The organism is Polaribacter dokdonensis (genome assembly GCF_024362345.1).
In the GTDB taxonomy this organism is placed as follows: domain Bacteria; phylum Bacteroidota; class Bacteroidia; order Flavobacteriales; family Flavobacteriaceae; genus Polaribacter; species Polaribacter dokdonensis.
Map to the genome: position 1 here is coordinate 1 of NZ_CP101505.1, position 12,500 is coordinate 12,500.

A 12,500-nucleotide genomic window follows, 5' to 3' on the forward strand; every position below is an offset into this window, starting at 1 on the left:
ATGAATTATACTGCTGAATCCGTTTGGACAGACTGTTTATCTTTTATAAAAGATAATATTAAGCCACAAGCCTACAAAACATGGTTTGAACCTATAAAACCGGTTAAACTTTCTGGAGAAGCATTAACAATTCAAGTACCTAGTAAGTTTTTTTATGAATGGTTAGAAGAACACTACATTAAATTATTGCGTGTTGCCTTAGTAAGACAATTAGGAAATGATGCCAAATTGATTTACGATGTTAAAATGGAGAACAATTACAGCAGTAATAGACCTCAAATAGTAAAGATTCCTAGTTCTAATAGAGATCCTTTAAAACCACAGAAAGTTACTGTACCTTTAGATTCTAGTAAAAGAGAATTAAGAAACCCTTTTATTATACCTGGTTTACAAAAAGTTAAAATTGAATCTCAATTAAATCCTAATTACAGTTTTGCGAATTTTGTAGAAGGTGATTCTAATAGATTAGCACGTTCTGCAGGTATGGCTGTTGCCAATAAACCTGGAGGTACATCATTTAATCCATTATTAATTTATGGTGGAGTTGGTTTAGGTAAAACGCATTTATCTCATGCAATTGGTGTAGATATTAAAGATAAATATCCAGATAAAACTGTTTTATATATTTCTTCAGAAAAATTTACGCAACAATTTATAGATTCTGTAAAATCGAATACTAGAAATGATTTTATTCATTTCTATCAAATGATTGATGTTTTAATCATAGATGATGTTCAATTCTTGTCTGGTAAAGCAGGTACCCAAGATGTATTCTTCCATATTTTTAATCACTTACATCAAAATGGTAAGCAGGTTATTTTAACTTCAGATAAAGCTCCTGTAGATATGCAGGATATAGAACAACGTTTGTTGTCTCGTTTTAAATGGGGATTGTCAGCAGAATTACAGGCACCAGATTATGAAACTAGAATTTCTATCCTTCAAAACAAATTGTTTAGAGATGGTGTAGAAATGCAAGAAGAAATTATTGAATACATTGCTAAGAATATAAAATCTAATGTTAGAGAACTAGAAGGTGTTATTATTTCTATGATTGCACAAGCTTCGTTTAACAGAAGAGAATTTTCTATAGAGCTAGCAAAACAGATTGTAGATAAGTTTGTAAAGAACACCAAGAAAGAAGTTTCTATAGATTATATTCAGAAAGAAGTTTCTAAGTATTTTGATATGGATGTAGCTACTTTACAATCTAAGACAAGAAAACGTCATATTGTTCAAGCACGTCAATTAGCTATGTTTTTTGCTAAGAGATTAACCAAAACTTCATTGGCTAGTATTGGTAATCAAATAGGGCAAAGAGATCATGCAACTGTTTTACACGCTTGTAAAACTGTAGATAATCTTACAGAAACAGATAAACAGTTCAAAAAATACGTAGACGATCTTACTAAGAAGTTAACCTTCTAAATCATTATCATGACTAAAGTACTTATGGTTTGCTTGGGGAATATTTGTCGTTCACCATTAGCAGAAGGTATTTTGCAATCTAAAATTAATTCAAAAGATATTTTTGTAGACTCTGCAGGAACTGCAGCTTATCATGTTGGTAATTTACCAGATGAACGCTCAATAGCAGTTGCTAAAAAATATGATATAGATATTACGAACCAAAGAGCAAGAAAATTTGTTGTTGAAGATTTTGATAAATTTGACTTTATTTATGCTATGGATGAAAGTAATTATCAAAAAATTTTAAGTCTTGCTAGAAATAATGAAGATGAGGATAAAGTTCATTTGATTTTAAATGAGTCTTCACCAGCAAGAAATTTATCAGTTCCAGATCCTTATTATGGAGGAAATGATGGCTTTGAAAATGTATTTCAAATGTTAGATGAGGCTTGTGCTACAATAGCATCAAAATTATAATTAATCAAAATTTTATTTACTATGATTGGTAAACTCTATTTAATACCAACTACTCTAGGAGAAACTGAACCTTTAGAGGTGATGCCACTATCTGTTAAAAAGGTAGTAGAGCAAATAGATTACTATATTGTAGAAAATGAAAAATCTGCAAGACGTTTTATCAAAAAAATCACACCCAAAAAACCGCAACCAAATTTAACTATAAAGCTTTTAGATAAATATGCTGTAGAAGAGGAAACACAGACATATTTAGATGTTTGTGCTCAAGGTTTTAATGTAGGTTTGTTATCTGAAGCAGGTGTACCAGCTATAGCAGATCCAGGTGCAAGTATTGTAAAATTGGCACATGAAAAAGGTATTCAAGTTGTGCCATTAGTTGGACCTAGCTCTATATTAATGGCAATGATGAGTTCTGGTATGAATGGACAGAACTTTGCTTTTAATGGTTATTTGCCTATTGATAAAGGAGAACGTAAAAGGGCTATTAAAGATTTAGAAAGACTTTCTTTGGATAAAAATCAAGCTCAAATTTTTATTGAAACACCTTACAGGAATGAAAAAATGCTAGCAGATTTAAAAGCTATTTTATCACCTAGTACAGCTTTATGTATTGCTGCAGATATTACTTTGCCTAGTGAATATATTAAAACACTATCTATAAAAGATTGGAAACATCAACAACCAGATTTACACAAGAAGCCAGCAATATTTATAATTCAGAAGTAATTATACTTTTGCTTTTCTATCAGCTTTTATAACACTTACATCGTAATCAGAGAACTTTTTCATATACATCTGTATGGTTGCTCCATAAGCATCTTTAAAACGTACAGTTCCATTACTTCTTAAAAACTTTTTTACGTTTCCAGCACCACTTAAATGCGCTGACGCTAAAATTCCAGATTCTGTAATTTTAATTCCGTTAATCGTTTTTCCTACAGAACGTTCAATATCTTTTCTAAGAATCCATTTATTTACGCTACACAAAGCAATAAATGCTTTTTCTTGTTGCTCAGGATTGTTTAAAAAAGCTTTTGTATCATATATTCTAAAGCGTTCTAGAGTAGTTCTACCAAATTGATATTTGCCTAAATAACCTAAAGTGTTAATGACTCTATATTTACCTTGAGATTCTTTAAAAGCTACTGCTTCTTTAAAAGCTACAAAGTTTTTTTGTAAATAAGGAATGTTGTAGTCTACGTAAACAGGATTTGTGTCTGCTTTTACAGGAGATTTCTTTTTGGTTACTTCAGTAGCTGCTGTTAGTATTAAAGCAATCCCTATTAAAAATAAAAACTTTTTGATCATAATAATCTTTGTTTTACGGGTGCAAATTTAAGATTAATTTTGAAAACACTGATAATCAATAGATTAATTTCGTCGAAATTGTGTATAATGACGTTTAAAGGTATTTTTATTAAGATTTCGTAGCAACTATATCGTTTGCTTTTAAGAATACTCTAATAAAACATAAATATTTAAGTCGATTTGATAAATACTTATCTATTTACACCATTTTTATTAAGCCAGGCTTGATATTCTCTTGCATTTCTATTGTGTTGAGCCAAGCTATTTGCGAATTTATGATAACCAAAGTTGTCTATATCAACGCACATATAATAGTAATTATGATCTTTATAGTTCAAAACACCATCTATAGACGAAATGTCTGGCATACTAATTAAAGTAGGAGGTAAGCCTCTATATTTATAAGTGTTGTAAGGTGAGTTAATTTCTAAATCAACATTTAAAACACGTTTTACAACAAAATCCTGTCCTTTAACTTCTTTAATAGCATATATAACAGTAGGATCTGCTTGTAAAGGCCAACCATCTCTTAATCGATTTAAATATAAACCAGCTACAATTGGTTTTTCTATTTTCTTTGCAGTTTCTTTTTGAACAATAGAAGCTAGGGTAATTACTTCAGATTGAGTCATATTTAAAGCTTTAGCTTTTGCTAGCCTGTTCTTACTCCAAAATCTTTTGTATTCATTTAATAACTTATCTCTAAATTGATCAGCAGAAACTGTCCAATAGAATTGATAACTATTAGGTATACAAATTTGTAGAGCAGACTTTTCAGTTAGATTATTCTCCTTTAAAAATTTTTCATTTCTAAAGGAATTTAAAATAGCAATTGAATCTGTAGCAATTTGTTCTGCAATTCTTCCAGCAAACTTTTCTAAAGTATCTTGATTATTAAAAGACACACTAACTGCAGTTTGATTGCCAATTCTTAGCATATTCACTACATCATTATTAGACATGCCTTTCTTTAATACGTATCTACCAGGTTTTACTTTGGTAAAACTTTTTTTTGAGGCAACCCATAAAAAGTAATTTGGTCTATTTGAAATAGGAGCAATTTTCTTGTCTAGATCAGTTAAGTTATCAGTTTCATGAACAAAAAGAACAGTTTCTTTATTTATGGCTTCACCAAAAATGTTTTGATAGTAAGTAAATACAACTACAGCTATACCTATAAAAGTAATTGCTGCTATAATGGCTATTTTCTTTTTCAAATTGTAGTAATCTTAAATTTTAGCAAAACTAATCATTTATCAATTGGTATAAAATTTCATCTTTAAAATTTCCTTGAGATGAAATCCAATCTTTTTTTACACCAACTTTAGTAAAATTTTTGCTTTCAAAAAGTTTAATACTTTTTGCATTGTCACTTGTAATGTTAGCATAAAGTTGATGCAATTCCAAATGAGAAAAAGTATACTTAATAAGTAACTCTAAAGATTCACTTGCAAAGCCTTTGTTTTGAAATTCTGGGTCTATTAATATGCCAATCCCTGCTCTTTTATGCTTAGGATTAAAATCAAACAAATCAATTAGACCTAAATTTTTATGAGTTTTAGTATCTATAATCATTAAACGCAGTTGTTTGGCTTCAAAAATATCTAAAAGCGCATTTTCTAAATATTGTTTTAAAACATATTTAGAGAAAGGAGTGTTTGTATGGCTAACTTCCCAAAAATTTTCGTTGTTTTCAATTTGAAATAAAAACTCCAAATCTTCAGGCTCTAAAGCTCTTAAATAAACAGATTTTCCTTTTAGTGTTTTCATTAAACTGATATTTCTCCCTTAAATACAAATGTAGCTGGTCCTTTTAGAAAAACATTTTTATATGAACCATTTTCCTCAGAAAACGATACTTCTAATAGACCACCTTCTACTGGTAAAGAAATTAAATTACTATTGGTTTTCTTGGTTTTATGCATGGCAATTGCAACAGCTGTTACTCCAGTTCCACATGCTAAAGTTTCATTCTCAACCCCTTTTTCATAAGTTCTAACTCTAAAAGTATTCTCATTTATTTGTTGCGCAAAGTTTACATTACTTCCAGGGTTTGTATAAGAATACCTTATTTTTTTACCATTTTCAAATACAGGATAATTATCTAAAGAGTCAACCAATTCTACATGATGCTGAGTACCAGTATATGTAAATACTGCATTTTCTTTAACCTCAATTTCATCAACATCTATCATTTGTAATGAAATAATATCATTATTTATTTCTGCAAAATGAGGCCCATCAACTGCAATAAAAGTGGTTTTGTCAGTAATCATTTTTAAATGTTTAGCAAAAGCCACAGCACATCTAGCTCCATTACCACAAAAGGTTTCACTACCATCTGCATTAAAGTAAATCATTTTAAAATCATACTCTTTATCTTCTTCTATAAGTATAATTCCATCTGCACCAACTCCAAAATGTCTGTCGCAAATTTGTGAAATTTTGTCAGTATTTTTTTTTGGAAAGATTTTTGTTCTGTTATCTACCATAACAAAATCATTTCCTGTTCCTTGATATTTTAAAAAAGGTAAATTCATGCAACAAAGGTAATGATTTACGTACAAAATTAGTTCTGTTAAAACACGGTTAAAATCAGTTAAAACCAAGTTAAACAGATTTTTTGAAAATGTTAAAATTGTATATTTACTTAATTAAAAATTTAGATTTATGAAGAAATTTTTTAGTTTTTTAGGAATGGCATTTTTAGGAGGAGCTCTTACATTAGGAGGTTATAAAATGCTTTTTGATGAGCCAATTGCTCAAAACAATTCGCAAGAAGTAACTTTGCCAACAATTCAGGCAAATTATAATTCAGCATTAAATACAATTGCATCTGCAACAGATGCAGCTTCTATAGATTTTACAATTGCAGCAGAAAAGACAGTAAATTCTGTAGTGCACGTAAAAAATACATCTATTAGAACTCAACAAAGTCCTTTAGATATTTTCTTTGGTACAGGAAATGGTACAAGAAAATTTGAACAGGTAGGTACAGGAAGTGGTGTTATAATTTCTGCAGATGGTTACATTGTTACAAACAATCACGTAATAGATAATGCAAGCGCAATTGAAATCACTTTAAATAATAAGAAAAAGTATGAGGCAGAATTAATAGGTGCAGATGCAACCAATGATATAGCTTTGTTAAAAATTGATGCAGAAATAGACCTGCCTTACACACCATTTACAAACTCGGATAATGTAAAAATAGGGGAGTGGGTTTTGGCTGTTGGTAATCCTTATAATTTAACATCTACAGTAACTGCAGGTATTGTAAGTGCAAAAGGTAGAGATTTAGAAGGTAATGTTAATATTGAATCTTTTATACAAACTGATGCAGCTGTTAACCCAGGAAATAGTGGTGGAGCTTTGGTAAATACTAGAGGAGAATTGGTTGGTATTAATACTGCAATATCATCTAGAACTGGTTCCTTTATTGGGTATTCTTTTGCAGTACCTTCTAACATTGCTAAAAAGGTTGTTGATGATTTGTTGGAATTTGGAGCAGTACAAGAAGCAATTTTAGGAATTGGTATTGATAATAGATATGAAGATGAAGGCGTAAAGATTGGAAAGGTGTATTATGATGAAGGTGCTAATAACAATCAATTTAAAGAAGGTGATATTATAAAGAGTATAAACAATGTAAAAATTTCTAAATTCTCTGAATTAAAAGGTCAGTTAACAGCTAAAAGACCTGGAGATTATGTAGATGTTACTATAGAAAGAGAAGGTGAGTTGATTACCAAAAAAGTGGTCTTAAATAAGAAAGATACTTTTAACTCAAGAACTTTAAATATTTCCTTAAAGGATGTAACTGCTAAAGAAAAAAAGAAGTTTGATATTAAAGGAGGGGCTAAGATTATTCAAAATAATAATAGAACATTAAATTATTATGGAATAACAGAAGGTTATATCATTACAAAAGTGAATTCTAAACCAGTAACAACTGCAGCAGAAGCTACAAGAAAAATAGAAAATAGTAAGGTAAATAGAGGTACACCATTATTTTTAGAGTTGATAAACCCAAAAGGAGAAATAGAGAAGATTGTATTAAGATAAAATTCAAAAATTAAATTAAAAATCCTGATGTTCGCATCAGGATTTTTTTTATACTAAACTTTTCACGAAATCGATTTCGTGTTTTAAAAAAAAGAAATACTTTTGCAAAAATTTTAAAATAGCAACACAACTATGTCATCAATTTTAGATTACGAAAAAGAAGTTTCTTCACAAGCACAAACTAGAAGAGCTACTGTAGAATTTATTAATATCGTGAATGATTTATGGTATGATAAATCTATTGAACTTGTACTTTTTAGAAATCCGTTAGTAGATAAAAGAGCTAGTGAGGTTTTAAACCTAATTGATTATGCAAAAGAATTTGTAAACAAATCAATTACAATTCAAGATGCTTTAAGTATTGCAAAAGCAATACAACAAATAGAGTTACCATCATCAAAATTAGATATTGGTAAATTGGCTTACGAATGTCATTTAAACCCAAAAGGTTGTGAAGACAAAGTTGCCTTTGTGAAAAAACAATTAAAGAACGTAACTAAAGCCAAAAATATAACTCCAAAAGATGTTGTATTGTATGGTTTTGGTAGAATTGGTAGATTATTAGCAAGAGAGTTAATGACAAAAATGGGTAAAGGTTCTCAATTAAGATTAAGAGCTGTTGTAACTCGTGGAGAAATTACTCAGGCAGTTTTAGATAAAAGAGCCTCTTTATTAAGTATAGACTCTGTTCATGGAGATTTTTTAGGAACTGTACAGACAGATTTAGAAAACAAAGCTTTAATTATAAATGGTACTACTGTTCATATGATTTCTGCTAAGAATCCAGAAGATATAGATTATACAGCGTACAAAATTAACGACGCTTTAATTATAGATAATACTGGTGCTTTTAGAGATGATGTTGCTTTAGCAAGACATTTAAAAGCAAAAGGTGCTAGTAAAGTTTTATTAACAGCACCTGGTAAAGGAATACCTAATATTGTACATGGAGTTAATCATAAACAAAATGACCCAGATAAAGTAGATATTTTTTCTGCTGCATCTTGTACAACTAATGCAATAACACCTGTTTTAAAAGTATTAGAAGACAATTTCGGAATTAAGAAAGGACATTTAGAAACGATTCACGCTTATACTAATGATCAGAATTTAGTAGATAATATGCACTCTAAATACAGAAGAGGTAGAGCTGCAGCACTAAATATGGTAATTACAGAAACTGGTGCAGGTAAAGCAGTAGCAAAAGCATTACCAGCTTTAGAGGGCAAATTAACTTCCAATGCAATTCGTGTTCCAGTACCAAATGGATCTTTAGCAATTTTAAATTTACAATTAAGAAGACCTGTTACAACAGATGTTATTAATGCAATTTTAAAACAAAATGCTTTAGAAGGCGATTTAGTAGAACAGATTAAATATTCTCTAGATAACGAATTGGTTTCTTCAGACATTATTGGTTCTACAGCTCCATCAATTTTTGATAGTAAAGCAACTATTACAGATGGAGATTCTATTGTTATTTATATATGGTATGACAATGAGTATGGATATTCTCATCAAGTAATGCGTTTGGCTAAACACATTGCAAAAGTTAGAAGATTTACTTACTATTAGTAGCAATCTTAGAAATAATAAAAACCCAAAACAAATTGTTTTGGGTTTTTGTTTTAAATATTTTACTCTTCCTCAAAAACAGAAATTTTAGCGTCAAATTCATCATTTAAAAACTCCTCTCTACTCATAAAATAATCTGAAGTTATTAATTGAAATTTATCATGAATTTTATTCAAAAACCAAATTATATTATTCGCTTCATCAAAAGCCTCTTCAGCATCAAGTTGTTTATGAAACAATCTTTTAATAACATTGTGGCTATCTAAATTTTGAGCAAAACATTTTAAAACAATTTCTTTGTTAATGTCTTTGTCTGCATTCATTTTTGGAGTAATCTCAAAATCAATAATTGTAGCTTTTGCATTAGGAAACTTACCATTAAACGCTTTGTATAATAATTGATTAATAATAAATAATGTTTTGTGAAGTTCAATTCTAGGGTATTCTTCAGAAATTTTATCAATCAACATTTCATAAGAAACAGAATCTATTTGATGCTCATTCATTTTGTCAGATAATTTATAATCTAATACAATTCTTGCTGCTTCACTTGGCTCTTTATCAGAAATTGCCATAAACAATAATTCTCTTACTTCTTTTAAATCAGTACTTTCTACATTTGGTAATTCAAAACGTTCTAAAAGTTCTTTGTAATCTTCTAAATTCCATGCATTATCTAGGTCATCAACTGTAGAAATTTTATGTATTTTTATAGCGTATTTCATTTCTTTATCATTTTTATATTTAAAGAAATATACACTAAAAAAATGGTTAACAAAGTTTTATTTATATGAATATTCAAGAAAGGATAATAGAGTTACGAAATGAATTAAATACACATAACTATAACTATTATGTGTTAGATAATGCATCTATTTCTGATTTTGAGTTTGATTTAAAATTAAAAGAACTAGAAAAGTTAGAACAAGAAAACCCTATCTTTTTTGATGCAAATTCTCCAACACAAAGAGTAGGAGGTACCATTACTAAAAACTTCAACACTATTGTTCATAAGAATAGAATGTATTCTTTAGATAATTCTTATTCAAAAGAAGATTTATTAGATTGGGAAAAACGTATTCAGAAAATATTAGGCACATCAGAACTTTCTTACACTTGCGAATTAAAATTTGATGGAGCATCAATCAACTTAACTTATGAAAATGGTCAGTTTGTAAAAGCAGTTACAAGAGGTGATGGTTTTCAGGGTGATGAAGTAACCAATAATATCAAAACCATTTTATCAATTCCTTTAAGCATTCAAAAAGATTTTGTTAGCAATTTCGAAATGCGTGGAGAAATTATTTTGCCTTTAGATGGTTTTAATAAAATGAATGTAGAAAGAGTTGCTAATGGAGAAGAAGAATACAGAAACCCAAGAAACACAGCAAGTGGGAGTTTAAAATTACAAGACAGTGCAGAAGTCGCAAAAAGACCTTTAGACTGTTTGTTGTACCAGGTTGTAACATCAGAAAGAAAATATAAAACACATTTTGAAAGTTTAGAGCAAGCAAGAAAAGTAGGTTTTAAAGTCCCTGATACTATAAAACTGGTAAACTCTATTGATGAAGTTTTCGATTTTGTAAACCTTTGGGATGCAAAAAGACATGATTTGCCTTATGAAACAGATGGAATTGTAATAAAAGTAAACAATTTACAACATCAAGAAGAGTTGGGCTATACATCAAAAGCTCCAAGATGGGCTATTGCTTATAAATTTAAAGCAGAGCAAGAAGCTACATTGTTAAATGAAATTACATATCAAGTAGGTAGGACAGGTGCAATTACACCTGTTGCTAATTTAGAGCCAGTTCAATTGGCAGGTACAACTGTTAAAAGAGCTTCTTTGCATAATGCAGATCAAATAGAAAAGTTAGACATTAGAGTAAATGATACAGTCTTTGTAGAGAAAGGTGGAGAAATTATTCCTAAAATAGTAGGAGTAGATTTTTCTAAACGTCCTAAAAGCTCAGAGCCAACAGTTTATGCATCTCATTGTCCTGAATGTGGAACAGAATTAATAAGAACAGAAGGTGATGCAAAACATTACTGCCCCAATGAATTTGGATGTGCTCCTCAAATAACAGGTAGAATTCAGCATTTTATATCTAGAAAAGCTATGGATATTGATGGTTTAGGAGGAGAAACTGTAGATTTATTAAGAAAGGAAGGCTTAATTCAGAATTACGCAGATTTGTATGATTTAACTGTAGAGAAAGTTTTGCCTTTAGAAAGAATAGCTGAGAAATCTGCCAAGAATTTAATTGATGGAATTAAAAAGTCGAAAGAAATTCCGTTTGAAAAAGTATTATTTGCTTTAGGAATTCGTTTTGTTGGTGAAACTGTAGCTAAAAAGTTGGCAAAACATTTTAAATCTATAGATAACTTAATGGCTGCAGATTTTGAAACTCTAATATCTGTTGATGAAATTGGTGATAGAATTGCAAAAAGCATTATTGATTTTTCATCTAACTTAACTAGTATACAATTAGTGACTCGCTTAAAAGAAGCAGGTGTTCAATTATCTGTTTCAGAAGAAAGCTTAAAAAATCAAACAGATAAGTTACAAGGTCAAATATTTGTGGTTTCTGGAGTTTTTCATCAAATGAGTAGAACAGAACTTAAAAAAGCAATTGAAGATAATGGAGGTAAAGTAAGTTCATCAATTTCTAAAAAAACAAATTTTATTGTTGCTGGTGATAATATGGGGCCTTCAAAATTGGCGAAGGCAGAAACCTTAGGTATAGCTATTATTTCAGAACAAGAGTTTATAGATAAAATTGCTTAAAATACTTTGGCTCAATTAATGATTATTATTTAAAGGTTTGAAAAAAATACTATACATATATATAATGTGTTTCTCATTGGCAGCTTTTTCCCAGAAGAAAGAGGTGTTAGATAGTCTTCCTCATAATATTGATGACTATATTTTTGTGAAACCAGGAGATAGTGTAATCATCAAATTAAATGAGATTACGTTATTACCGAAACAAAAATTTCAGTCTAAAGATGATATCCGTTATTATTTATGGTTTAGAAGAAAAGTTTTTAAGGCGTATCCTTATGCAATTTTGGCATCTAAAAGATTAGATTCATTAAATGCAAGGTTAAGTAGAATAGAATCTAAAAGCAAAAAGAGAAAATATACCAGACAAGTTCAAAAGTATATTGAAGGTGAATTTACAGATCAAATAAAAAAGATGACGAAGACTGAAGGTCGTATTTTAATTAAATTGATTCATCGTCAAACAGGAGAAACTGCTTTTAATAATATTAAGGATTTGAGAAGTGGTTGGAAAGCTTTTTGGTATAATACAACTGCTAACCTTTTTAAACTTTCTTTAAAGGATGAATATGATCCTGAAAATATAAATGAAGACTTTTTAATAGAAGATATATTACAAAGAGCATATAGAGATGGTCTCTTAGAAACTCAAAAAACAAAACTTACTTTCGATTTTTCTGATATTATTTTAAAAAAGAAAGCACAGATTGATGTAGAAAAGTATAAATTGATGTTCTCTAAAATGAAAAAGAAGAAAAAATAGAAGTTTTTTAGCCACTTCTGAATTTTTCTTTTGAGTAATTTTTAATGGAATATGTATTCTATTTCTTGTGGAATGTGCTTATTGCATCATTGTTATTATTAAATCCAATACTTTCAA

Annotated in this window: 12 protein-coding genes; 7 read left to right on the forward strand and 5 right to left on the reverse strand. The window is 29.4% G+C overall.

What is annotated here, in order from left to right; all coding sequences use genetic code 11:
• The 3 genes from dnaA to LPB302_RS00015 are packed head-to-tail and all read left to right on the forward strand — an operon-like array spanning position 1 to position 2,613.
• Entirely contained in the window at positions 1–1,428 is a 1,428-nt protein-coding gene (dnaA, locus tag LPB302_RS00005) for a chromosomal replication initiator protein DnaA (protein WP_053972981.1), read from the forward strand.
• A gap of 9 nt (positions 1,429–1,437) precedes the next feature.
• A complete protein-coding gene (locus LPB302_RS00010; protein WP_053972980.1) occupies positions 1,438–1,887 on the forward strand; it encodes a low molecular weight protein-tyrosine-phosphatase in 450 nt (149 codons plus the stop codon).
• Between the two features lie 21 nt (positions 1,888–1,908).
• On the forward strand, positions 1,909–2,613 hold the full coding sequence (locus LPB302_RS00015; protein ID WP_053972979.1) for an SAM-dependent methyltransferase: 705 nt from the start codon (positions 1,909–1,911) through the stop codon (positions 2,611–2,613).
• Here the strand turns inward: LPB302_RS00015 and LPB302_RS00020 are convergent, their stop codons facing one another.
• The 4 genes from LPB302_RS00020 to dapF form a co-directional block, all read right to left on the reverse strand.
• Positions 2,614–3,195 carry a hypothetical protein gene (locus tag LPB302_RS00020; RefSeq protein ID WP_053972978.1) on the reverse strand — a complete coding sequence of 194 codons (582 nt, stop codon included), beginning with the start codon at positions 3,193–3,195 and terminating at the stop codon, positions 2,614–2,616.
• Positions 3,196–3,386: 191 nt separating this feature from the next.
• Positions 3,387–4,412: an endolytic transglycosylase MltG gene (gene mltG / locus LPB302_RS00025; RefSeq protein WP_053972977.1), complete on the reverse strand. Its 1,026-nt coding sequence runs from the start codon at positions 4,410–4,412 to the stop codon at positions 3,387–3,389.
• A 28-nt stretch (positions 4,413–4,440) separates the two neighbouring features.
• A complete protein-coding gene (locus LPB302_RS00030; protein WP_053972976.1) occupies positions 4,441–4,965 on the reverse strand; it encodes a GNAT family N-acetyltransferase in 525 nt (174 codons plus the stop codon).
• On the reverse strand, positions 4,965–5,735 hold the full coding sequence (gene dapF / locus LPB302_RS00035; RefSeq protein ID WP_053972975.1) for a diaminopimelate epimerase: 771 nt from the start codon (positions 5,733–5,735) through the stop codon (positions 4,965–4,967). The genes LPB302_RS00030 and dapF overlap by 1 nt, the downstream gene beginning before the upstream one ends.
• A gap of 130 nt (positions 5,736–5,865) precedes the next feature.
• On the opposite strand from dapF, the gene LPB302_RS00040 reads away from it, so the two are divergent.
• Positions 5,866–7,260, forward strand: a complete 1,395-nt coding sequence (locus tag LPB302_RS00040; protein WP_053972974.1) for a trypsin-like peptidase domain-containing protein — start codon at positions 5,866–5,868, stop codon at positions 7,258–7,260.
• Positions 7,261–7,392: 132 nt separating this feature from the next.
• Positions 7,393–8,835: a glyceraldehyde-3-phosphate dehydrogenase gene (locus LPB302_RS00045; RefSeq protein ID WP_053972973.1), complete on the forward strand. Its 1,443-nt coding sequence runs from the start codon at positions 7,393–7,395 to the stop codon at positions 8,833–8,835.
• Between the two features lie 62 nt (positions 8,836–8,897).
• Here the strand turns inward: LPB302_RS00045 and LPB302_RS00050 are convergent, their stop codons facing one another.
• A complete protein-coding gene (locus LPB302_RS00050; protein WP_053972972.1) occupies positions 8,898–9,560 on the reverse strand; it encodes a hypothetical protein in 663 nt (220 codons plus the stop codon).
• 65 nt (positions 9,561–9,625) lie between these two features.
• Between LPB302_RS00050 and ligA the strand changes: the two genes are divergently transcribed.
• Both ligA and LPB302_RS00060 read left to right on the forward strand, forming a co-directional pair.
• Positions 9,626–11,623, forward strand: coding sequence for an NAD-dependent DNA ligase LigA (ligA, locus tag LPB302_RS00055; RefSeq protein ID WP_053972971.1), 1,998 nt, complete (start codon positions 9,626–9,628; stop codon positions 11,621–11,623).
• A 64-nt stretch (positions 11,624–11,687) separates the two neighbouring features.
• The gene (locus LPB302_RS00060) at positions 11,688–12,383 is read left to right on the forward strand and encodes a DUF4294 domain-containing protein (protein WP_176966485.1); all 696 of its coding nucleotides are present in this window, start codon (positions 11,688–11,690) and stop codon (positions 12,381–12,383) included.
• Positions 12,384–12,500: the final 117 nt, after the last annotated feature.